Consider the following 23,355-nt stretch of genomic DNA (forward strand, 5'->3'; position numbering starts at 1 on the left):
CTTTTACTCCTTACGCCTTCTCGACCTGAACAAGGTTAGTGTGCGATGGGTTACCCTTCGCCAACGGTGAAGGACGCTGAGTCGTCAGGACGTTGATACTACCCGCCTGGTCTATGCCTTTCGCATCCGGCGCATACCAGGCGCCTTCACTCAACGCGACGACGCCCGGCATCATGCGCGGTGTCACCTTCGCTTCAATATGAACTTCGCCACGATCGTTAAAAATGCGTACGCGATCACCGTTGCTTATCCCACGTTTGCGCGCATCAAGCGGGTTGATCCACATCTCCTGTCGACAGGCCGCTTTCAATACCTCAACGTTGCCATAGGTTGAGTGCGTACGGGACTTATAGTGGAAACCAGTAAGCTGTAAGGGGAATGTTTTGTTCAGCGGATCGTTGTAACTCTCAAACCCAGGGGTATAAATCGGCAGCGGGTCGATAACATCACCTTCCGGTAATTCCCAGGTTGCCGCGATCGTTGCCAGCGCTTCTGAATAGATCTCGATCTTACCTGACGGTGTGGTCAGCGGGTTGCCCTGTGGATCGTCGCGGAACCCTTTATAGGCGACGTAGTGCCCATCCGGATCGCGCTGTTTGAACATTCCCTGCTGACGGAAGGTGTCAAAATCCGGCAAATCCGGGATCGCTTTGCGTGAAAGCGCGTGCAGGTGACGTATCCACTCTTCCTGCGTGCGACCTTCGGTAAACTGCTGCTCAACGCCAAGACGTTTTGCCAGCCCGGACATCATGTCGTAGATGGTTTTACACTCGAAACGCGGCTTGATGACCTGATCATTAAAAATGACGTAAGACATATTGCCGCAGGAGGCATCAAGCGCGAAGTCCATCTGCTCTGACGCCGTGCAATCTGGCAGCAAAATATCGGCATATTTTGCTGATGACGTCATATGGCAATCAATCACCACAATCAGCTCGCATTTTTTATCATCCTGCAGGATGTTATGCGTACGGTTGATATCTGAATGCTGGTTGATGAGGCAGTTACCAGCATAGTTCCAGATCATCTTAATCGGCACGTCCAGCTTCTCTTTGCCGCGCACACCATCACGCAGCGCCGTCATCTCAGGCCCTCGCTCAATGGCATCCGTCCATAAGAACATGGAAATACTGGTTTGTACCGGGTTGTCCAGCGTCGGCATTCGTTCGAATGGCAGGGCGTAAGACCCCTCGCGCGCCCCTGTGTTGCCGCCGTGGATCCCGACATTGCCTGTCAGGATAGCCAGCATTGAAATTGCACGGGTCGCAATCTCACCGTTGGCATGGCGCTGTGGCCCCCATCCCTGGCTGATAAACGCGGGTTTGGTGCTACCGATTTCTCGTGCCAGCTTCACAATACGCTCAGCAGGCACACCGGTAATTGTCGACGCCCACTCAGGCGTTTTGGCCACACCGTCTTTCCCCTGCCCAAGAATATAGGCTTTGTAATGACCATTGGCAGGTGCACTGGCTGGCAACGTTTTTTCGTCGTAACCAACGCAGTACTTATCGAGGAATGGCTGATCAACAAGGTTTTCCGTAATCAGCACCCATGCAATGCCATTTACCAGTGCGGCGTCTGTACCGGGACGAATGGGGATCCACTCATCTTCACGCCCTGCGCCGGTATCGGTATAACGCGGATCGACGATAATCATTCGGGCATTCGATTTTGCCCTCGCCTGTTCAAGATAATAGGTCACCCCACCACCGCTCATACGCGTTTCGCCAGGGTTGTTACCAAATAGCACGACCAGTTTGCTGTTTTCGATATCTGACGGACTGTTACCCGCCGCCCAGCCACCGTAAGTGTAATTAAGCCCCGCGGCAATTTGTGCCGAGGAGTAGTCGCCATAATGGTTAAGGTAACCGCCACAACAGTTCATCAGGCGTGCCACCAACGTTTTTCCCGGTGGCCACGAACGCGTCATTGTGCCGCCCAGCGTACCGGTACCATAATTCAGATAGATGGATTCGTTACCGTAGTCTTTAATAAGACGCGTCATATTCTGCGCGATTGTGTCGTATGCTTCTTCCCAACTGATTCGCTCGAATTTACCTTCACCGCGTTTGCCAACGCGCTTCATCGGATATTTCAGACGATCGGGGTTGTAGACACGACGGCGCATTGAGCGGCCACGAAGGCAGGCGCGAACCTGATGCAATCCATCGTAGTTATCATCGCCGGTATTGTCAGTTTCGACGTATTTAATCTCGCCATCCACGACATGCATGCGCAGCGGGCATCGGCTACCGCAGTTGACCGTACAGGCACTCCAGACAACTTTTTCACTGGTGGAAGGTGGAGAAATGGCGTCAGCGGCGCTGACGAGTCGGGAAAAAGGTAAAGTGAAGGCGCTTCCTGCCGCCGCGAGCCCGCCAATAGCGGTTGTTCTCATCAGCCCACGTCGACTCACCTCCACACCGAGTAGTGTATCGGGGGTCTTAGTTTTCATATGTACTCACTTTGCTTACAAAATTAAAATGCGAGTCCGATATATAATTTTCTATATAACGAAATCTCAACTTTTCAGTGATTTATTCTGATTCGGCAAAGTGAATATTAACCTTATTAAAAGTAAGGTTATTGTCGGAAATCAAGGTGGCCAAAAAAAAGCGCCCGCAGGCGCTTTTTATAAGACGGGAGTGCTAGCCGATATACTCAAGCCCACGCATATAAGGACGCAAGACTTCCGGGATCTCAATCCGACCGTCGGCTTGCTGATAGTTTTCCAGCACCGCAACCAGCGTACGACCGACCGCCAGACCGGACCCGTTCAGGGTATGTACCAGGCGTGTTTTTTTATCGGATTTGCTACGGCAACGAGCCTGCATACGGCGCGCCTGGAAGTCCCAGACGTTGGAGCAGGAGGAGATTTCGCGATAGGTATTTTGCGCCGGTACCCACACTTCCAGGTCGAATGTTTTGCAGGCACCAAAACCCATGTCACCCGTGCAGAGTGCAACACGACGGTACGGCAGGCCGAGCAGCTCCAGCACTTTTTCCGCGTGACCGGTCATCTCTTCGAGTGCGGCCATAGAGTCTTCCGGACGAACAATCTGTACCATCTCGACTTTGTCGAACTGGTGCATACGGATCAGACCGCGCGTATCACGACCATAAGAACCGGCTTCTGAACGGAAGCATGGTGAATGCGCCGTCAGCTTAATCGGCAAGTCGTCTTCGTCGATGATTTCATCGCGAACAAGGTTAGTCAGCGGCACTTCTGCGGTCGGAATCAGCGCATAGTTACTGCTGTCAGCTTCTTCCTCCAGCGGACGCGTGTGGAACAGATCGCCCGCGAACTTCGGCAATTGCCCCGTACCGTACAGCGTATCCTGGTTAACCAGATATGGAACATAGGTCTCGCTATAGCCGTGCTGCTCGGTATGCAGGTCGAGCATAAACTGCGCCAGTGCACGATGCAGGTGAGCGATTTGACCTTTCATCACCACAAAACGGGAGCCGGTCAGTTTAACCGCTGCAGCAAAATCCAGCCCCGCGTGCATTTCGCCGAGCGAGACATGGTCACGAATTTCAAAGTCGAACTGACGCGGCGTACCCCAGCGTTTCACTTCAACGTTGTCGTTTTCATCTTTACCAACCGGAACGCTGTCATCCGGAATGTTGGGGATTGCCAGGGCGATATCACGGATTTCCGCCAGCAGCGTTTCCAGCTCGGCTTTCGCCGCGTCCAGTTGTTCACCCAGTTTGTTCACTTCCAGGCGTAATGGCTCAATGTCTTCCCCGCGCGCTTTCGCCTGGCCGATGGATTTCGATCGCGAGTTACGCTCTGCCTGCAGGTTTTCGGTGTTTACCTGCAAAACTTTGCGACGCTCTTCAAGAGCGCGCAATTTATCTACATCCAGCTTAAAGCCCCGGCGTGCCAGTTTTTCTGCGACTGCGTCTGGCTCGGTACGCAGCAGATTGGGATCGAGCATGCTTATCCTGTGCTTATCGAATTGAAAAAATGAGAAAGTGACCGCAGCCTGCGGCCACAGAGATACACCGACAACATTACCGCAACGCCACTCTCAGCGATAGCGTTTTGTGGGGCTTTTATGATCCTGTTCAGCGAGCCAGGCGAGCTTTTCGCCAATCTTGCCTTCAAGGCCTCTGTTTGTCGGATGATAATAGCGTGTTTGTGCTAACTCTTCGGGGAAATAAGACTCGCCAGCCGCATAGGCATTGGGTTCGTCATGAGCATAGCGATACTCCTGACCATAACCCATCTCTTTCATCAGTTTGGTTGGCGCATTACGTAAATGGACGGGAACGTCGTAATCCGGACGTTCGCGCGCATCAGCCAGTGCGGCTTTGAAGGCGGTATAAACCGCATTACTTTTCGGGGCACAGGCCAGATAAACAATCGCCTGCGCAATGGCCCGTTCACCCTCCGCAGGCCCAACGCGGGTGAAACAATCCCAGGCCGAAATAGCCACCTGCATCGCGCGCGGATCGGCGTTACCAACATCTTCAGACGCAATCGCCAGACAGCGGCGCGCCACGTACAAGGGATCGCCCCCGGCGCTGATAATACGTGCATACCAGTACAACGCCGCATCTGGCGCACTACCGCGCACCGACTTATGCAGCGCTGAGATCAAATCGTAGAAACGGTCGCCTTTGTTATCAAAACGCGCACTGCGCTCACCGGCAATCTCCGTCAGAAGCGAGGGTTGCAGGACGCGCTTACCGGAGTCATCCAGCTCAGCCATGTCGGCCATCATTTCCAGCGTATTAAGCGCCCGGCGCGCATCGCCGTTGACCAGCTCAGCAATCGCGCGACGGGTCTCATCCGGCAGAGAAATATCCTGACCGCCATAGCCCCGCGCCTTATCTTCCATCGCTTGCGTTAATACCTGTTCAATATCCGCTGTCGTCAAAGATTTCAGCAGATAGACGCGCGCACGAGAGAGCAAAGCGGAATTGAGTTCGAAAGAGGGATTTTCGGTGGTAGCACCAATGAAAGTGATCGTACCGTCTTCAATATGGGGTAAAAAGGCATCCTGCTGGCTTTTGTTAAAGCGATGGACTTCATCAACAAACAGGATCGTGCGACGCCCCGCATTGCGATTTTGCCGGGCTCGCTCAATAGCTTCACGAATCTCTTTCACGCCCGACGTGACCGCAGAAATGCGTTCAACATCGGCACTGGCATAGCGGGCAATCACCTCTGCCAGCGTCGTTTTTCCCGTTCCGGGCGGTCCCCACAAAATCATCGAATGCAGATGACCGGCTTCAATCGCCCGAGGCAGGGGTTTACCCGGAGCCAGCAAATGTTGCTGACCTATATATTGCGCCAAATTTTCTGGCCGCATACGCGCGGCCAGAGGTTGAAACGCATTGTCGGAAAAATCGAGCGACAGATTGCTCACGCATGCCTCTTACTTACGTTGATCGTCGACCGTTACGCCTTTTGGTGGAGTAAAGGTAAACTTAGCAGCATCTACCGTGCCATTTTGCTGGGCTTTTAGCTGGTAGTTACTTTTCTGGTCATCCTGCTCAATCGCGCTGAACTGGTGAATGGTACCATCACTGCCAACGTTGATCGTGAACTGCTTGAGGTTGCCATTGCTGCTTTTTGGTGTCAGGACAAAATTATCGCCGTTCTGCTGAATATTGTACTGCTGCCAGTCGCTACTCTGGTTACGCGCAATCAGCATAAACGGTGTGTTGCTGGTAGCATCTTTCAGCCAGGTTGCCGTAGCCTGCTCAACAAAGGGGTTGTAGAACCACAATGTTTTCCCATCGGAAACAAGGACACTCTCATCGGGTTGCGTCATATGCCAGTTGAACAGATTTGGACGCTTGACCCACAAATCGCCCTGACCTTCCTGTACCGCCGCACCGCTTCCGTCCGTCACTTTTTGGGTAAAGCTCGCATGGAAACTGCTCACTTTGTCGAGACGGCTTTTCAGATCGCTGGAAGCATCCGCCCACACGCTGCTCACCATAAAGCTGCCAATTAACGCACAGGTTATCGCGATTTTTTTCATTGTTTTTCCTCAAAAACGTCGCTCCCGGTACGGGAGAACACTTCTGTCACTCTAAAAGCTCATTGCCACAAGTGACAGAAGAAAAGACTGAATTTTTACGGCTTTACCGATCTTTGCAATCACTCGAACGGCGGAGGCGCTAACACCTCACGGTTACCATTGTGCCCCTGCTCGCTGACGATGCCCTGCGCTTCCATCTGCTCAATGATACGCGCCGCGCGGTTATAACCGATACGGAACTGACGCTGTACGCCAGAGATAGAAGCCTTGCGTTTTTCGGTGACGAAATTAACCGCCTGGTCGAATAACGGATCCAACTCTTCACCGCCGTCAAAAGCACCGCCGCCGCCCCCTTCGCTTTCGCTATCAGAGGTAATACCATCAACGTATTGCGGACGGCCGCGCGCTTTCCAGTCCTGCACCACGGCATGCACTTCCTGGTCACGCACAAACGCACCATGAACACGCACCGGCATGGTCGAGTTTGGCCCTGAGTAAAGCATATCCCCCATCCCCAGCAGCGATTCTGCACCGCCCTGGTCAAGGATGGTACGGGAGTCGATTTTGCTCGACACGGTAAAAGCAATACGGGTCGGGATGTTGGCTTTAATCAGACCGGTGATAACGTCAACAGAAGGACGCTGCGTCGCCAGCACCAGGTGAATACCCGCAGCACGCGCTTTCTGCGCCAGGCGGGCAATCAGCTCTTCCACCTTTTTACCCACGGTCATCATCAGGTCGGCAAATTCATCGACCAGCACGACGATGTACGGCAGTTTTTCCAGCACCGGATGCTCAATCACCATGCTGTCACCCGGTTTCCAGTATGGATCCGGAATTGGACGGCCCATTTTCGCCGCTTCGGCGATTTTGTCGTTGTAACCCGCGAGGTTACGCACACCAAGCGCCGACATCAGTTTGTACCGACGTTCCATCTCATTAACGCTCCAGCGCAATGCGTTGGCGGCGTCTTTCATGTCGGTGACCACTTCTGTCAGCAAATGCGGGATACCTTCGTACACGGAAAGTTCCAGCATTTTCGGGTCGATCATGATGAATTTCACGTCTTCCGGCTGCGCTTTGTAGAGCATGCTGAGGATCATGGCGTTAACCCCAACGGATTTACCAGAACCCGTGGTCCCCGCAACTAACAGATGGGGCATTTTGGCCAAATCAGCAATCACCGGCTCGCCACCGATATCGTTGCCCAACACGACAGTCAAAGGCGACGGGCTTTCGCGGAATTTCGCGCAGTCCAGCACTTCGCGCAGATAGACGGTCTGACGCTTTTTGTTCGGTAACTCCAGACCAACATAAGGTTTACCCGGAATCACTTCTACAACACGAACCGCTGCGGTCGACAGGGAACGCGCCAGGTCACGCGACAGGTTAGAAATTCGTGCCGCTTTCACGCCCGGCGCCAGGTTCAGTTCAAAACGTGTAATCACCGGACCCGGAGAGTAGTTCACCACGTCAGCTTTAATACGGAAATCGGCCAGGCGCGCCTCCACCAGACGGGCCATTTGCTCCAGCGCGAAAGTATCAACCGGCTCAACCTCAGCCGGCGGTGGCGTCAGCAAATCCAGCGAAGGCAGTAGTGTCGTCGGTTTTGGCAACGGCCGGCTGTCGCCGTTACGCATCAACAGCGGATGAATCAGGCTTTCCTGAGGCGCAGGTGCTTGTGGTCTGGCCGCTGCAGGTTGCGCATGGACAGGCGCGGAAGGCTGAGCAGTATAATTGACAGCAGGCTGCTGCGTTGGCGGTTCAGCTTCTGGCATCACGCCAGGCGTAAACAATGGCTCGCCAGGGCCATCATCCACCAGCGCTTTAAACGGCGAGAATGCAAAATCATCAGCTGAAAAGGCATGAGCCCCTGTCGGCTGTTCACCGGAATAGCGCTGCTGCTGGGTGGCGGCAAACTGACGCGCCAGTTCAGCCTCTTCGGCCTCATTGTCATCAAGAATGGGGGCTGTCGTATCGTGCTGATACTCCTCGCCATAGCGGTTCTGCTGACTGGTCGCGAACTGTTGCGCCAACTCATGTTGTTGCAGCATGTCGGCATCGTCATCATCCAGCGCACCATTTTGTTGGCGCCCGGCTTCACGCGCGCGCTCTTCTGCCATGCGCTGCGAGGGCAGTTTGATGCCATAGGAAGCCAGTTCACGACGTGTAGGCACGCGGACACGGTTCGGGCGCGGCAGTTGTGGTCCAATGCCCTCTTTCACCTGCGGACGAGCAGCACCGCCCTCGGCAAGACTAAACACCGGCGCAGTAGCCACTGCCGCTGTCGCAGCGACATCTTTCGCGCCTGCAGCAACAGGCGCGACTGTCGGCACAACGCTGGGTTCAACAGGCGTTGTCGGCGCAGTAGGAACAGAAGGCATTGCTGGCGCGACCGGACGCGTCGGTTCTTGTACCGGCTCCGGGATGGGCTGATACCAGGCGGCAAGCTGTTCACGCTCACGTGCTCGCTGGGCTTCAACCTCTTCAAAATAGTAAAGTGGCGGGCGCGTCTGCTTCACCTCTTCTACCACTTCCGGCTCAATCTCCGGCGCTGGCGCGGGCTCTTCGTATTGAGGCTCTTGCCACGCCTGATATGCTTGCGGCTGTGGTGCAACAGGCGGCGCTTCCGGCTGCCACTCATTATTCTGTGCAGGCGCGGCGTAATGCGAAAGCGGAACCTGCTCTGGCTCTGGCTCATATTGCGCCGCATAGTCGCCAGAAGCTGGCTGCCACGGCGGCGTTTCCACCGGGGGCTGGACCACCGGGCTGGCTGGCGCAGCATACGCTTGTGCCGCTGTCATGGCTGCAGCGGCGGCTGAAACAGGTTCGGTTGCGCGTTGCCCGCTTAACAGCGGATCGTAAGCGTCGATATCCGGTTGTGTGGCTCTATGGCCAGAAAACAGGACATCATCAGCATCTGCTGCGACACCGCGGGCACTGTAGACAATCTCCTCTTCATCATCATCCATCCGTTTTCCGGAGAACAATGCTGCGTCGGTTTTACGGCCAAGTGGGTTGGCGAATTTCTCCGCGACGCGTTTACGGCGCGCCAGTGCTCCACGCAGAATACGGGCACGACGCGATTCGCGCGGGGCTGCGGGCTCGTCGTCGTACTCCTCTTCTTCATATTCCTCTTCATCAACCCAGGTATCGTCACGGCGCGTGCGATTACTGGCGAAGGTGAGAATACCGAGGATAATGCCACCGAGTTTTTCAGCAATGGTCACCCAGGACCAGCCGGTAAACAGCGTGAGCCCGGCTGCCCAGACACACAATAAGGCGATGGTGCCCCCGCTGCTATGCAGCAACGGTTGCAACGTTGTGCTCAGCAAACTACCGATGACGCCGCCAGAGGCGAAATACCAGATATCGTCAGCGTTGATAGCCGCCAGACCGCAAGAGGTCAGGATCAGCGCCAGCGCGCCAATAAGACGTAATGAAACGGCGAAATAATCGATAAAGTCTTCATTGGCACGATGTCGATAAGCAAACCAGCAACCACCGATGATAATCACCGGCAGGGTGTAAGCCATTACACCGAAAATGAAGAATAATGTATCCGCAAGCCACGCTCCCGGCGCGCCACCCAGATTATGTATGGGTTCATGCCACGCAGTTTGCGACCAACTGGGATCGGAAGGATTAAAACTAATGAGGGCCGCCATTAACCAGACGGCAAACAGAGAAACAAGGATCAGCAACGCCTCAAGGAGTCGACGCCCGCTGCTTAGCTTGGTTAGTGTGACTTCTTTGTCTTCTGTGTATTCCTGGCTCAAGTAAGGCTCTCCAGCTAAAACGGACAACAGCGCCGGGTTACCCCGGCACTGTTGCTGTATGGATTAACAGGAGTGTAATCAAAAAAAGCTGATTTTGCACCTGTTCCGTATTAGCGCGTCTTGATAACCAGACGGTTGCTCTGTTTGACTTCTTCCATCACCACATAAGTACGGGTGTCATTCACGCCCGGCAGTCGCAGCAGGGTTTCCCCTAGCAGTTTGCGATAAGCAGACATATCCGGCACACGTGTTTTCAACAGGTAGTCGAAATCACCGGACACCAAATGACACTCTTGAATTTCTTCAAGTTTTTGTACTGCGGCGTTAAATTGCTCAAACACATCCGGGGCGCCACGATTCAGAGTAATCTCAACAAATACCAGAAGTGATGCATCCAGATAATGCGGGTTCAGCAGCGCTGTATAGCCCTGAATGAAGCCCTGTCTTTCCAGCCTGCGCACGCGCTCAAGGCACGGCGTAGGAGAAAGTCCCACTCGTTTAGAAAGCTCGACGTTGGAAATACGCCCATCTTTTTGCAATTCGTTCAGAATATTACGATCAATGCGGTCGAGATCTTTGCCAGGGCGCTTCTTGCTATCTACCATTATTATTGTCTCTCTGTATTCCTTCCCTACTCCTGTCTTGACCCTGTGCACTTCACTGTTCAGGGTCTTTGCCCGTCGCTTTACGTGCGGGTTAATAACGATAACGCCGCATGTAATCCCAGGGTCTGCATTAAGAAGTCCGTTGCCATACGGCAGCTATCGACATCACGAATGGCGTCTGTCCACGCCATGCGTAGATTTCGCTAGCCCGGTAAAAATGGTATTTACATGCATGAATTTGCATCACGCGCGAAACACTGCTTTTTTTCTTCCTTTGATGTTTTCGCAAATGCGCAGGGGATTGTCAAAGCAAAACATCTTTTTTTAGTACAACATGCCAGATATTCATCATCACCCTTAGGCAATACTCATTTAATCACCTTATAACGGCCCGTTTTTCAGTAGAAATAGTTATATTTAGGATCTCACTCAGTGTTAAATGATTAGTGCCATCTATTACACATATCGTTAACAAAACCGCTGTGCCCTTTTTTTACGCCTGTAAATTCCCTACAATCCAGCCCAATGTCTGCCAAACAATAATGAGGATCTCATGGGTACGGCCAAACACAGTAAGCTGCTTATCCTTGGTTCAGGGCCTGCGGGATACACCGCTGCGGTCTATGCTGCACGTGCAAACCTGGAACCGGTGTTAATTACCGGTATGGAGAAAGGCGGTCAGCTCACCACGACCACTGAGGTGGAAAACTGGCCAGGCGACCCGCACGATCTGACCGGGCCGCTCCTGATGGAGCGCATGCATGAACATGCCGCAAAATTTGATACCGAAATTTTGTTCGATCATATCAATAAGGTTGATCTGCAAAATCGTCCGTTCCGTCTTATCGGTGATAGCGGCGAATATACCTGTGATGCGTTGATTATCGCCACCGGCGCCTCCGCGCGTTATTTGGGTCTGCCATCTGAGGAAGCATTTAAAGGCCGCGGTGTTTCTGCCTGCGCCACCTGCGATGGTTTCTTCTATCGCAATCAGAAAGTCGCGGTCATTGGTGGGGGTAATACTGCCGTTGAAGAAGCGCTGTACCTGGCAAACATCGCCTCTGAGGTACACCTGATTCACCGTCGTGATTCTTTCCGCGCGGAGAAAATCCTGATTAAACGTCTGATGGATAAAGTGGCCAGTGGCAATATCGTGCTGCACACCAACCGCACCCTGGAAGAGGTGACGGGCGATCAGATGGGCGTTAGCGGTCTGCGCATTCGCGATACCGAAAATGCGGATAATATTGAATCACTGGATGTCGCCGGCCTGTTTGTCGCTATTGGACACAGCCCGAACACCGCCATTTTTGATGGTCAACTTGAACTGGAAAATGGCTACATCAAAGTACAGTCAGGTATTCATGGCAATGCCACCCAGACCAGTATTCCAGGCGTTTTCGCTGCGGGTGATGTTATGGATCATATCTATCGTCAGGCGATCACCTCGGCCGGTACCGGCTGTATGGCGGCACTGGATGCAGAACGTTATCTTGATGGGTTAGCACAAAGTAAATAAACGTTACAACTCAGTAACAAAGGTAAATAAGGCGACTATAAGTCGCCTTTATTTTTGCGCCGATGTAACATTGCGAAGCTCAAAAATTCCGATAACTTCACCTGCAAAGCGCGCAATGAATAAAACCCGTCAACAAGAGTTAACCCGCTGGTTAAAACAGCAAAGTGTCATTTCCCGTCGCTGGCTTATGATGTCTCGCCTGCTGGGCGTGGTGAGTGGCGTTCTTATCGTTGCTCAGGCCTGGATACTCGCCAAAATCCTGAATCATATGATTATGGAAAATATCCCGCGCGAAGCATTGCTGCTGCCTTTTGCCTTGTTGGTGCTGATTTTTGTTTTACGCAGTTGGGTCGTCTGGTTGCGTGAGCGCGTCGGTTTTCATGCCGGCGTCCACATCCGTTTCGAAATACGCCGTCAGGTGCTCGACAGGTTACAGCAAGCTGGTCCAGCGTGGATTCAGGGTAAGCCCGCAGGCAGTTGGGCTACGCTTATCCTCGAGCAAATCGACGATATGCATGATTTTTATGCACGTTATCTGCCTCAGATGGCACTGGCAGCCAGTGTACCGTTGCTGATTGTCATTACCCTCTTTCCAATTAACTGGGCCGCAGCCTTGATTCTGCTGGCAACCGCGCCGCTCATTCCGATCTTTATGGCGATGGTGGGGATGGGCGCAGCCGATGCGAACCGACGCAACTTCAAAGCACTGGCGCGCCTGAGCGGCCATTTCCTTGACCGCTTACGCGGCATGGAGACGCTGCGTATCTTCGATCGTGGCGCAGCAGAGACAGAAAATATTCGTCAGGCCTCAGAGGATTTTCGCAGCCGTACGATGGAAGTCCTGCGTATGGCGTTTCTCTCCTCCGGCGTGCTGGAGTTTTTCACCTCGTTGTCCATCGCTCTGGTGGCCGTCTATTTTGGCTTCTCTTACCTGGGCGAACTCAATTTTGGCCATTACGGCATGGGCGTAACGCTGTTTGCCGGTTTCCTGGCCCTGATTCTGGCTCCGGAGTTCTTCCAGCCGCTGCGCGATCTGGGGACGTTCTATCACGCGAAAGCCCAGGCTATTGGTGCCGCCGACAGCCTGAAAACCTTTATGGAAGCGCCACTTGCCCATCCGCAGCGTGGCGATATCACGCTGAAAGCCGATGAGGCGGTGAGCATCACAGCGGAAGATCTGGTTCTCAAATCGCCAGAAGGCAGCGTCCTTGCCGGGCCACTGAACTTTACGCTGCCAGCCGGTCAGCGCGTGGTGCTGGTGGGGAAAAGCGGCTCCGGTAAAAGTTCGCTGGTGAATGCCCTTTCCGGGTTCCTGCCGTATGAGGGCTCCCTGCGGATAAATGGCATTGAGTTACGAGACCTGGCCCCGGAGAGCTGGCGTCAGCTTATCAGTTGGGTCGGGCAAAACCCGCAGCTTCCGGCCACCACATTACGGGAAAATATCCTCCTGTCTCGCCCGGATGCCAGCGCCGCTGAATTGCAGGCCGTGCTGGATAAAGCCTGGGTGAGCGAATTTTTACCGCTCTTACCACAAGGGCTGGAAACAGCTTGTGGCGATCAGGGAACGCGTCTTTCCGTAGGCCAGGCCCAGCGCGTTGCGGTTGCCCGCGCCCTGCTTAACCGATGCCAACTATTGCTGCTCGATGAACCCGCCGCCAGCCTTGACGCGCACAGTGAACAGCGCGTGATGCAAGCGCTTAATGATGCCTCACTGAACCAGACAACGCTGATGGTGACACATCAGTTAGAAGGGCTGGCCGACTGGAGCGCCATATGGGTCATGGATGACGGAAAAATCATCGAACAGGGGACTTTCGCGGAACTCTCCACAGCGCAGGGAGCCTTTGCCGCGCTCCTCGCCCATCGCCAGGAGGACATTTAAATGCGCGCACTTCTGCCCTATCTCGCTCTGTATAAACGCCACTTCTGGCTGCTGTTGCTGGGTGTGATCCTCGCGATTGTCACACTACTGGCCAGTATCGGCCTGCTGACATTGTCCGGATGGTTTTTATCGGCATCCGCGGTGGTCGGCGCCGCCGGACTCTACAGCTTTAATTACATGCTCCCGGCTGCAGGCGTTCGCGGTGCCGCGATTACCCGTACCGCCGGGCGCTATTTTGAACGGCTGGTCAGCCACGATGCAACCTTCCGCGTGCTGCAACATCTGCGCGTCACTACATTCAGCAAACTGCTGCCGCTCTCTCCTGCCGGCCTGTCACGTTTTCGCCAGGGAGAGTTACTCAATCGCGTGGTTGCGGATGTCGACACGCTTGACCACTTGTATCTGCGCGTGATTTCACCTCTTGTTGGCGCTCTTGTGGTGATTGTTGTGGTCACCGTCGGGCTAAGCGTACTGGATGTTCCACTGGCGCTGATGCTGGGTGGAATTATGCTGGCTACGCTGATTATCCTGCCGCCGCTCTTTTATCGTGCCGGGAAACCCACCGGCGAAAATCTGACGCAGCTTCGCGGACAATACCGTCAGCAGTTAACCACCTGGCTACAGGGCCAGGCGGAACTCACGATTTTCGGCGCCAGCCAGCGCTACCGCGAACAGATGGAAAATACGGAACTAAGCTGGCATGACGCCCAGCGTCGCCAGTCCGATCTGACTGCCGCGTCCCAGGCAGTGATGTTACTGATTGGCGCGATTGCAGTGCTGACTATGCTGTGGTTCGCCGCAGGCGGCGTGGGCGATAACACGCAGCCAGGTGCGCTTATTGCCCTTTTCGTGTTCTGTGCTTTAGCGGCTTTTGAAGCGCTGGCCCCGGTTACCGGTGCATTCCAACACCTTGGACAAGTTATCGCCTCGGCGATACGGATTACGCAAATTACCGACTGTCCGCCGGAAGTGCAGTTCCCGCAAACCTCAGCGATGGCCCCCACTGAGGTCAATGTCAACCTGCAGGACATCTCATTTAGCTATCCTGAGCAACCGCAAAAGGCGCTGGATGGCATTAGCCTGTCTATTGCCGCTGGCGAACATGTTGCTGTGCTGGGGCGTACAGGGTGTGGTAAATCAACGCTGCTACAGCTATTAACGCGTGCCTGGGACCCGCAGCACGGCGAGGTATTACTCAACGGAGTGCCACTGACTCAATACGGGGAAACGGCGCTACGTGCGAGTATCAGTATGGTACCGCAACGTGTGCATCTGTTCAGCGCAACGCTGCGCGATAACCTGCTGTTAGCCGCACCGCAGGCAACTGATGAGGCGCTGGCTGATGTACTTACCCGCACGGGTCTTGAGAAATTACTCGATGACAGCGGCCTGAATGCCTGGCTGGGTGAAGGCGGTCGTCAACTGTCCGGCGGTGAGCTTCGCCGTCTGGCTATCGCACGAGCGTTATTGCACGATGCGCCGCTGGTCCTGCTGGATGAGCCGACCGAGGGGCTTGATGCTGCCACGGAGAGCCAAATCCTTGAGTTACTTGAAGAAGTGATGCAGAAAAAAACCGTGCTTATGGTGACACATCGCCTGCGTGGACTGAGTCGCTTTGATCAGATAATTGTGATGGACAACGGACAAATAATTGAGCAAGGTAATCACGCAGCGTTAATGGCAAAACAGGGTCGATACTACCAGTTTAAGCAACGTCTGTAGTCTATGGATGTCGTCATTTTCAGCCGCCCATTAAGGGGTGATTCTAAAGTGCTGTGCCGGAAGTGACGATATATATGGGGTATTCCTTGTTGCGTTGTGGAGCGTTGTGTCATGCGCCTGGTCCAGCTGTCTCGTCATACCCTTGCGTTCCCTTCGCCGGAAGCGGCGTTGCGTGAACCAAATGGCTTGTTGGCACTGGGTGGGGATCTTAGCCCTGCCCGTCTCCTGATGGCGTATCAACGCGGTATCTTCCCGTGGTTTTCGCCAGGCGATCCCATTCTCTGGTGGTCGCCAGACCCACGTGCCGTGCTGTGGCCGACAGAGTTTCATGTCAGCCGTAGTATGAAGCGTTTTCACAAATCCTCCCCCTATCGCGTTACGATCAATCATGCCTTTGGGCGGGTAATCGACGGCTGCACAGAGGATCGTGATGAGGGAACCTGGATCACACCGGATGTGGTGCTGGCTTATCACCGACTGCATGAGTTAGGACATGCCCATTCAATTGAAGTCTGGGAGGAGGATGAACTGGTCGGTGGTATGTACGGCGTATCGCAGGGGAGATTGTTTTGCGGCGAGTCGATGTTCAGCCGCCGCGTTAACGCATCCAAAACCGCGTTAATGGTGTTCAGCCATGCCTTCGCTCGCGATGGGGGTCAATTGATTGATTGCCAGGTGCTGAACTCGCATACCGCCTCGCTGGGCGCCGTGGAAATTCCGCGGCGCGAGTACCTTGAATGGCTTAGAGAGCTCCGTTTGCAAAAGCTCCCTTCCCATTTCTGGGTGCCCAGGGAACTGTTTTTACCCGCCTGATGAATGTTTTCGGCACATTTTTTATCAGGGTGTTATAATGGACGCTCAGAGCAGCTTCTGCCTGTTACCCCGCCACCATTCGGGAAAGCTTGTATCAGGGACGTCCTTCATTTCCTTCTTCGTTCCCCTTTACACGTTGCGCATATTGCGTGCCGTGAGTGTGGCGTGAGGGTAATGCGCAAAAGCCGCTTTGCTGCGTTTTATCGCACAAATCTTTACTTAACAGACGAACTTCGGCATTATCTTGCCGGTTCAAAAAAATATGGTAGTGATACCCCCGAGGATTAGATGGCCAAAGAAGACAATATTGAAATGCAGGGCACCGTTCTGGAAACGTTGCCTAATACTATGTTCCGCGTAGAACTGGAAAACGGTCACGTGGTCACTGCGCATATCTCCGGTAAAATGCGTAAAAACTACATCCGCATTCTGACGGGCGACAAAGTGACAGTTGAGCTGACCCCGTACGACCTGAGCAAAGGCCGCATTGTCTTCCGTAGCCGTTAATTATTGAAGCACGCACGTGCAAGAATTTGAGAGCCGGACGCGCAGTCCGGCTTTTTTCGTTTCTGAATACGATGCGCCCCGCTTTTCGGGGATGATGCCAACATCAACACCAGTATGCTACGCATAAAAAAACCGGACATCAGTCCGGTTTTTTATTTCAGGCAGGAAGATTAATGTGCGGCTTCCGGTTTGTGCTTTTGTGCACTCTGGAAGTCATATTTCAGCTCATCTTTCTCTTTATCCAGTGTTACCGTTACCTGGCCGCCATCAACCAGCGAACCAAATAGCAGTTCATTGGCGAGCGGTTTTTTCAGGTTATCCTGGATGACGCGTCCCATTGGACGTGCCCCCATCGCACGGTCATAGCCTTTTTCCGCCAGCCAGTTGCGGGCATCCTGACTGACTTCCAGCGACACGCCTTTCTGATCCAACTGCACCTGGAGCTCGACGATAAATTTGTCGACCACCTGATGGATCACCTCAGTCGACAAATGATCGAACCAGATGATGTTGTCCAGACGGTTGCGGAACTCCGGCGTAAAGATCTTTTTGATCTCTTCCATCGCATCAGTACTGTTATCCTGGTGGATAAGACCAATCGATTTACGTTCGGTTTCACGCACCCCGGCGTTGGTAGTCATCACCAGCACCACATTGCGGAAGTCCGCTTTGCGCCCGTTGTTATCGGTCAGCGTACCGTTATCCATGACCTGCAACAGCAGGTTAAAGACATCCGGATGCGCTTTCTCGATCTCATCAAGCAGCAGGACCGCATGAGGATGTTTAATGACCGCATCCGTCAGTAAGCCGCCCTGATCAAAGCCGACATATCCTGGAGGCGCACCAATCAAACGGCTGACGGTATGACGCTCCATATATTCGGACATATCAAAACGCAGCAGTTCGATACCCAGCGCTTTGGAAAGCTGGACCGTCACCTCGGTTTTCCCGACCCCGGTAGGACCGGCAAACAGGAAGGAACCGACCGGCTTATGATCGTGGCCCAGACCCGCACGGCTCATCTTGATGGCTTCGGTTAATGCCTCAATGGCTTTATCCTGCCCAAAGACCAGCATTTTCAGGCGATCGCCGAGATTTTTCAGCGTATCGCGATCGCTTTGCGACACACTCTTCTCAGGAATACGCGCGATGCGGGCCACCACCGATTCGATATCCGCCACGTTGATGGTTTTTTTACGCTTGCTGACGGGCATCAGTCGTGCACGCGCGCCTGCTTCGTCAATCACATCAATCGCTTTATCCGGCAGATGACGATCGTTGATGTATTTCACCGCCAGCTCCACCGCCGCACGCACCGCTTTCGCGGTATAGCGCACGTCATGGTGTGCTTCGTATTTCGGTTTCAGGCCATTGATAATCTGCACAGTCTCTTCGACAGAGGGCTCAGTAATATCAATTTTCTGGAAACGACGCGCCAGCGCACGGTCTTTCTCAAAAATGTTGCTGAATTCCTGATAGGTCGTCGACCCCATCACGCGAATCTTACCGCTGGAGAGCAACGGTTTGATCAGGTTAGCGGCATCCACCTGTCCACCCGACGCGGCACCCGCACCAATAATGGTGTGAATTTCGTCGATAAACAGAATGCTGTTGCTGTCCTGCTCAAGCTGTTTCAACAGCGCTTTGAAACGCTTCTCAAAGTCACCGCGGTATTTGGTGCCCGCCAGCAGAGAACCGATATCCAGCGAATAGACGGTGCAATCGGCCATAATTTCAGGCACGTCACCCTGCACAATACGCCATGCCAGACCTTCGGCAATCGCCGTCTTACCGACACCGGATTCTCCCACCAACAACGGGTTATTTTTACGGCGACGACAGAGAACCTGAACAGTGCGCTCAAGCTCTTTGTCACGCCCAATCAACGGGTCAATACCGCCGACACGAGCAAGCTGATTGAGATTGGTGGTGAAGTTTTCCATACGTTCCTCCCCGCCTGCTTGCTCTTCATTATTCGCCTGACTGCTTGAATCAGAAGAGGATTGTCCCGGCTCGTCTTTACGTGTGCCGTGAGAGATGAAGTTAACCACGTCAAGGCGGCTCACTTCATGTTTGCGTAGCAGATAAGCCGCTTGCGACTCCTGCTCGCTGAAAATGGCAACCAGCACGTTCGCCCCGGAAACTTCGCTACGACCGGAGGACTGAACGTGAAACACCGCGCGCTGTAAGACACGCTGGAAGCTGAGCGTCGGTTGAGTATCGCGCTCCTCTTCACTCATCGGCAGGACGGGTGTGGTTTGTTCGATGAAGGCTTCGAGTTCCTGTCGCAACGCCACCAGGTCCACAGAACACGCTTCCAGCGCTTCGCGGGCCGAGGGGTTACTGAGCAATGCCAGTAACAGGTGTTCGACGGTCATAAACTCATGTCGGTGCTCACGCGCTCTGGCGAAAGCCATGTTTAAACTGAGTTCCAGTTCTTGATTGAGCATTGGCACCTCCCCCAAGTTTTATGCCTGCATTCAGGCTCTTTCCAGCGTACACAACAACGGATGCTCGTTTTCCCTGGCATATTTATTTACCATCGACACTTTCGTTTCTGCGACTTCTGCGGTGAAAACACCACAAATTGCCTTTCCACGATAGTGCACAGTCAGCATCAATTGCGTTGCACGTTCTACATCATAAGAAAAGAACTTTTGTAGCACGTCAATAACAAATTCCATTGGCGTGTAATCATCGTTCATTAACATAACTTTATACATGGATGGCGGCTTTAGCGCGTCACGCAGTTTTTCATCCGCCAGGTGGTCAAAATCCAGCCAGTTATTGGTCTTGCCCATCGTCAGTTTTCATCTTAGGTTACAGGTTCCGACCCAAATCAATCGGCCGATTACATGAGTCTAGATGTATTTTTAATCTACATCAGGTGTTAGATAACTATCATCTATCGTTGTCATCCGCGACGGCTGTCACAAACCCCTCCAATAGCGTTAACTGCTTCAAATTTTTGATTGATGCACCCCGCATAACCCCTGCCAAACGCTTGACGCGATGCCTGATTTCTCTAAATTGTACAGGCGAGAGTTGGCGAGGTTTTGAACAAACCCACACTCTGCCACCGGTTCATTCCATCTTACTTAAATAAGATTTACGAAGGATGTCGAAGCATGGAAACGGGTACTGTTAAGTGGTTCAATAATGCCAAAGGGTTTGGTTTCATTTGCCCCGAAGGCGGCGGCGAAGATATCTTCGCACATTACTCCACCATTCAGATGGATGGTTACAGAACGCTAAAAGCCGGGCAAACCGTCCGGTTTGATGTACATCAGGGCCCTAAAGGCAATCATGCCAGTCTCATCGTGCCCGTAGAAGCAGAAGCCGTCGCCTGACGGCGCTTTCTTCATTGTGTACATGCCGCAGTTAAAATGCCAGTCCAGTCGACTGGCATTTTTATTTACTCGCGAGCCAGCGCATCCACCGGGTCCAGTCGCGCCGCGCTGCGGGCTGGCAACCAGCCAAACAGCACGCCAGTAAAGGTTGAGCAGATAAAGGCCGTCAATAGCGCAACTGGCGAAAAGCCTATCTCCCAACCCGGCAGGAACAATTGCAGCGTGAAAGCGATAGCCATCGAGAGCGCCACACCCAGCGCGCCCCCCACCAGACACACCAGCACGGCTTCAATCAAAAACTGCGCCAGTACATCGCTCGCCCTCGCACCCACCGCCATGCGGATACCAATCTCTCGGGTTCGTTCTGTTACTGATACCAGCATAATATTCATTACACCAATACCGCCAACCAGAAGTGAGATTACCGCAACCAACGTTAAAAACAGCTGAAGAGTACGTGTGGTCTTTTCTGCCGTTTTCAATACACCGTCCATATTCCAGGTGAAGAAATCCTTTTTGCCGTGGCGTAATGACAGCAACCGCGTAAGCTGCTGCTCCGCCTGCTCACTGCTGTAACCTTCATTGACTCGCACGGTAATGGAGTTCAACCAGGACTGGCCCAGAACGCGGGCCGAGAGGGTGGGATAAGGCAACCAGACGCGCAAAATCTTACTGCTGCCAAACATTGACTGCTTCTCTTCTGCCACACCAATCACCGTGGCGGGCATATTTCCCACCAGAATCACTTCGCCGGTAACCTGCGCTTTGTTCGGGAAGAGCTGGCGACGCGTATTGCTATCGAGAACCACCACCTGTGCCCGTCCTTTTTCCTGCTCGCTGTTGAAGGTGTTCCCTTCGCTAAAGGTCATGCCATAGACGTTGAAATACTGACCGCTAACGCCATTCGCGCTGGCCGCCACATCAATGTTTCCACTGCGCAGGCGCACGTTTTGCGAGACAGATGGCGTGGCCGAGCGCACCCATGGCTGCTTTTGGATGGCAACCATATCGTCGTATTTCAGCGCCTGTTGATACTGAGGGTCGTCATCGCCGAAATCTTTACCGGGGTAGACATCAATGGTGTTGGTGCCGATGGCTCGAATATCAGCCAGTACCAGTTGTTTAGCGGCATCGCCCACCACCACAATCGACACCACCGAGGCAATGCCAATAATGATGCCGAGCATGGTGAGCAAGGTACGCATCTTATTTGCCGCCATCGCCCGCCACGCCATCATCAGCGCTTCCTGCAAACGCCCGGAGAATTGTCGCCAGTTGCCGGGTTCCGTCCCTGCACTCATTGTCTTCGGCGCGTTGTCGTGCTTCGTAGAGGGGGGATTATTAATTATCTCGCCATCGCGGATTTCGATAACTCTTTCAGCCTGTGCGGCAATGTCCGCATCGTGGGTGACGATAATGACCGTGTGGCCACGATCGCGAAGCTGATGCAGGATAGCCATCACCTCTTCACCCGAATGGCTATCCAGTGCGCCGGTAGGTTCGTCAGCAAGGATAACCTGCCCGCCGTTCATCAGGGCGCGCGCGATACTAACGCGCTGCTGTTGCCCACCTGAGAGCTGCGACGGCGGATATTCCATCCGTTCATCTAAGCCCAGTCGCGCCAGTAGCTCCTTTGCCCGCGCCAGACGTGCCTTACGATCAACGCCTGCATAAACGGCGGGAACTTCGACGTTCTGCGCGGCCGTAAGATGCGACAACAGATGATAGCGTTGAAAAATGAAACCGAAGTGTTCCCGGCGCAGCCTGGCCAGCGCATCGCCATCGAGCGTTGCAATATCAATCCCCGCAACCCGATAGCTGCCGCTGGTCGGCTTATCCAGGCAACCCAGGATATTCATTAATGTCGATTTGCCGGACCCGGAAGCCCCGACAATCGCCACCATCTCGCCGGCATGGATATCAAGGGTAATGCCTTTAAGAACCTCTACCTGCCCGTCACCGGAAGGATAACTACGGCGAATGCCTTTAAGTTCGAGCAACGCCGTCATTTATTAGCCCCCGGTTTGATTTCCGAAATGACCACCTCCTCTCCGGCATCCAGCCCTTTTGTCACCTCAGCATCAGTATCATTGCGGGCACCCAGCGTCACTTCACGATCGCGCACTTCACCGTTACGTAGCACTTTCACTTTGTAGCGGTTATCCCCCACCGGATCGCCTAACGCAGCAAGCGGCACAGTAAGGACATTTTTCACACCCGTTAGCTGAATATGTACCTGCGCCGTCATTTCCAGACGAAGAATGCCTTGCGGGTTAGGCACCTCAAAACGCGCATAGTAAAAAATGGCGTCATTCACTTTCTGCGGCGTGGGGAGAATATCCTTAAGTTTGCCTTCATAGCGGGTGTCCGGGTCACCCAGCACGGTAAACCAGGCCTTTTGTCCTGGTTTGAGGTGGATAACATCAGCCTCGGATACCTGCGCTTTCACCAGCATGGTACTCATATCGGCGAGGGTCAGAATATTCGGAGCCTGCTGAGCGGCAATGACCGTCTGGCCCTGCAAGGTGGTGATTTCCGTCACCTCACCCGCCATAGGCGCAACAATGCGGGTGTAATCAAAATTGGCTTTCGCCGTGTCGAGCGTCGCCTGATTACGCTGAATCTGGGCATCTATAGTACCAATCTGCGCCTCTTTAACCGCCAGGTCGGTAATCGCCGTGTCCAGATCCTGACGCGAGATAAGATGCGTTTTAGCTAGTTGTTGCTGGCGTGTGAGCGTGACCGCAGCCAGTTTGCGCTCAGCCTGAGCCTGACGACGTTGCGCACGCAACTCCATCAGGGTCGCTTCCACTTCCTTGATCTGGTTTGTTGCCTGTTCCGGATCGATAACACCGAGCAGTTGATCTTTTTTAACTTTATCACCGATATTCACCGACAGCGTTTTGAGCTGCCCGCTGACCTGAGCGCCAACATCAACTTTGCGCAAAGCATCCAGCTTACCGGTCGCCAGCACGCTCTGCTGCAATTCGCCCGGGCGAACGATCAAGGTTTGATAGTGAGGCACTGGCGCATTCAACTGCTTAAAGAGCCATATCGCCGCCAGTACGATCAGTACTATCAGCACCAGCCAGATTTTTCGACTTCTTCCCTTCAAATTCATAACTTTTCCAGATATCCAAACTGACCCTATTGATGCCAGTATTCATTAAACAATTGCT

General features: G+C 53.6%; 16 protein-coding genes and 1 pseudogene. 7 read left to right on the forward strand and 10 right to left on the reverse strand.

The annotated features are described in order from the left end of the window. Nucleotides 1-10: 10 nt before the first annotated feature. The 6 genes from dmsA to lrp all read right to left on the reverse strand — a co-directional run bounded on the left by dmsA (nt 11) and on the right by lrp (nt 10,383). The gene (gene dmsA, locus C5523_RS18350) at nt 11-2,455 is read right to left on the reverse strand and encodes a dimethylsulfoxide reductase subunit A (RefSeq protein ID WP_108701733.1); all 2,445 of its coding nucleotides are present in this window, start codon (nt 2,453-2,455) and stop codon (nt 11-13) included. Between the two features lie 193 nt (nt 2,456-2,648). Continuing rightward, on the reverse strand, nt 2,649-3,941 hold the full coding sequence (serS, locus tag C5523_RS18355) for a serine--tRNA ligase (protein ID WP_039078535.1): 1,293 nt from the start codon (nt 3,939-3,941) through the stop codon (nt 2,649-2,651). 93 nt (nt 3,942-4,034) lie between these two features. Then, a complete protein-coding gene (gene rarA / locus C5523_RS18360) occupies nt 4,035-5,378 on the reverse strand; it encodes a replication-associated recombination protein RarA (RefSeq protein ID WP_039078534.1) in 1,344 nt (447 codons plus the stop codon). 9 nt (nt 5,379-5,387) lie between these two features. After that, nucleotides 5,388-5,999, reverse strand: a complete 612-nt coding sequence (gene lolA / locus C5523_RS18365; RefSeq protein WP_108701734.1) for an outer membrane lipoprotein chaperone LolA — start codon at nt 5,997-5,999, stop codon at nt 5,388-5,390. A 119-nt stretch (nt 6,000-6,118) separates the two neighbouring features. After that, the gene (locus C5523_RS18370; RefSeq protein WP_108701735.1) at nt 6,119-9,778 is read right to left on the reverse strand and encodes a DNA translocase FtsK 4TM domain-containing protein; all 3,660 of its coding nucleotides are present in this window, start codon (nt 9,776-9,778) and stop codon (nt 6,119-6,121) included. Nucleotides 9,779-9,888: 110 nt separating this feature from the next. Further along, nucleotides 9,889-10,383, reverse strand: coding sequence for a leucine-responsive transcriptional regulator Lrp (gene lrp, locus C5523_RS18375; RefSeq protein WP_000228469.1), 495 nt, complete (start codon nt 10,381-10,383; stop codon nt 9,889-9,891). Between the two features lie 553 nt (nt 10,384-10,936). Here lrp and trxB point away from each other — a divergent pair. From trxB to infA, 6 genes and pseudogenes are all read left to right on the forward strand, one after another. After that, a complete protein-coding gene (gene trxB / locus C5523_RS18385; protein WP_039078531.1) occupies nt 10,937-11,902 on the forward strand; it encodes a thioredoxin-disulfide reductase in 966 nt (321 codons plus the stop codon). Between the two features lie 115 nt (nt 11,903-12,017). Further along, complete coding sequence (cydD, locus tag C5523_RS18390; RefSeq protein WP_108701736.1) at nt 12,018-13,784, forward strand: cysteine/glutathione ABC transporter permease/ATP-binding protein CydD; 1,767 nt, start codon at nt 12,018-12,020, stop codon at nt 13,782-13,784. Next, a complete protein-coding gene (gene cydC / locus C5523_RS18395; protein ID WP_108701737.1) occupies nt 13,785-15,506 on the forward strand; it encodes a cysteine/glutathione ABC transporter ATP-binding protein/permease CydC in 1,722 nt (573 codons plus the stop codon). 111 nt (nt 15,507-15,617) lie between these two features. Then, the gene (aat, locus tag C5523_RS18400) at nt 15,618-16,319 is read left to right on the forward strand and encodes a leucyl/phenylalanyl-tRNA--protein transferase (RefSeq protein ID WP_071196081.1); all 702 of its coding nucleotides are present in this window, start codon (nt 15,618-15,620) and stop codon (nt 16,317-16,319) included. 191 nt (nt 16,320-16,510) lie between these two features. Beyond that, nucleotides 16,511-16,680, forward strand: a pseudogene (locus tag C5523_RS27805) (hypothetical protein); the annotation flags it as partial. Next, nucleotides 16,608-16,826 carry a translation initiation factor IF-1 gene (gene infA, locus C5523_RS18405; RefSeq protein ID WP_001040187.1) on the forward strand — a complete coding sequence of 73 codons (219 nt, stop codon included), beginning with the start codon at nt 16,608-16,610 and terminating at the stop codon, nt 16,824-16,826. The pseudogene C5523_RS27805 and the gene infA, both read left to right, overlap by 73 nt. A 170-nt stretch (nt 16,827-16,996) precedes the next feature. Here the strand turns inward: infA and clpA are convergent, their stop codons facing one another. Both clpA and clpS read right to left on the reverse strand, forming a co-directional pair. Further along, nucleotides 16,997-19,276, reverse strand: a complete 2,280-nt coding sequence (gene clpA / locus C5523_RS18410) for an ATP-dependent Clp protease ATP-binding subunit ClpA (RefSeq protein ID WP_039078527.1) — start codon at nt 19,274-19,276, stop codon at nt 16,997-16,999. A 30-nt stretch (nt 19,277-19,306) separates the two neighbouring features. Further along, nucleotides 19,307-19,627, reverse strand: coding sequence for an ATP-dependent Clp protease adapter ClpS (clpS, locus tag C5523_RS18415; protein ID WP_039078526.1), 321 nt, complete (start codon nt 19,625-19,627; stop codon nt 19,307-19,309). Between the two features lie 327 nt (nt 19,628-19,954). Here clpS and cspD point away from each other — a divergent pair, with 327 nt between their 5' ends. After that, entirely contained in the window at nt 19,955-20,176 is a 222-nt protein-coding gene (cspD, locus tag C5523_RS18420; protein WP_039078525.1) for a cold shock-like protein CspD, read from the forward strand. Between the two features lie 65 nt (nt 20,177-20,241). Here the strand turns inward: cspD and macB are convergent, their stop codons facing one another. Both macB and macA read right to left on the reverse strand, forming a co-directional pair. Next, a complete protein-coding gene (gene macB / locus C5523_RS18425; RefSeq protein ID WP_108701738.1) occupies nt 20,242-22,185 on the reverse strand; it encodes a macrolide ABC transporter ATP-binding protein/permease MacB in 1,944 nt (647 codons plus the stop codon). Beyond that, nucleotides 22,182-23,297: a macrolide transporter subunit MacA gene (gene macA / locus C5523_RS18430; RefSeq protein WP_071196079.1), complete on the reverse strand. Its 1,116-nt coding sequence runs from the start codon at nt 23,295-23,297 to the stop codon at nt 22,182-22,184. The genes macB and macA overlap by 4 nt, the downstream gene beginning before the upstream one ends. Nucleotides 23,298-23,355: the final 58 nt, after the last annotated feature.

Origin of the sequence: Phytobacter sp. SCO41 (genome assembly GCF_003073275.1) — a bacterium.
In the GTDB taxonomy this organism is placed as follows: Bacteria; Pseudomonadota; Gammaproteobacteria; order Enterobacterales; family Enterobacteriaceae; genus Phytobacter; species Phytobacter diazotrophicus.

Bases quoted from the DNA above. Each gene is read 5' to 3' on its own strand.
- cydD (WP_108701736.1), top strand. From the start codon at position 12,018: ATGAATAAAACCCGTCAACAAGAGTTAACCCGCTGGTTAAAACAGCAA.
- clpA (WP_039078527.1), bottom strand. From the start codon at position 19,276: ATGCTCAATCAAGAACTGGAACTCAGTTTAAACATGGCTTTCGCCAGA.
- cspD (WP_039078525.1), top strand. From the start codon at position 19,955: ATGGAAACGGGTACTGTTAAGTGGTTCAATAATGCCAAAGGGTTTGGT.
- clpS (WP_039078526.1), bottom strand. From the start codon at position 19,627: ATGGGCAAGACCAATAACTGGCTGGATTTTGACCACCTGGCGGATGAA.
- macA (WP_071196079.1), bottom strand. From the start codon at position 23,297: ATGAATTTGAAGGGAAGAAGTCGAAAAATCTGGCTGGTGCTGATAGTA.
- dmsA (WP_108701733.1), bottom strand. From the start codon at position 2,455: ATGAAAACTAAGACCCCCGATACACTACTCGGTGTGGAGGTGAGTCGA.
- trxB (WP_039078531.1), top strand. From the start codon at position 10,937: ATGGGTACGGCCAAACACAGTAAGCTGCTTATCCTTGGTTCAGGGCCT.
- aat (WP_071196081.1), top strand. From the start codon at position 15,618: ATGCGCCTGGTCCAGCTGTCTCGTCATACCCTTGCGTTCCCTTCGCCG.
- serS (WP_039078535.1), bottom strand. From the start codon at position 3,941: ATGCTCGATCCCAATCTGCTGCGTACCGAGCCAGACGCAGTCGCAGAA.
- cydC (WP_108701737.1), top strand. From the start codon at position 13,785: ATGCGCGCACTTCTGCCCTATCTCGCTCTGTATAAACGCCACTTCTGG.
- macB (WP_108701738.1), bottom strand. From the start codon at position 22,185: ATGACGGCGTTGCTCGAACTTAAAGGCATTCGCCGTAGTTATCCTTCC.
- lrp (WP_000228469.1), bottom strand. From the start codon at position 10,383: ATGGTAGATAGCAAGAAGCGCCCTGGCAAAGATCTCGACCGCATTGAT.
- infA (WP_001040187.1), top strand. From the start codon at position 16,608: ATGGCCAAAGAAGACAATATTGAAATGCAGGGCACCGTTCTGGAAACG.
- lolA (WP_108701734.1), bottom strand. From the start codon at position 5,999: ATGAAAAAAATCGCGATAACCTGTGCGTTAATTGGCAGCTTTATGGTG.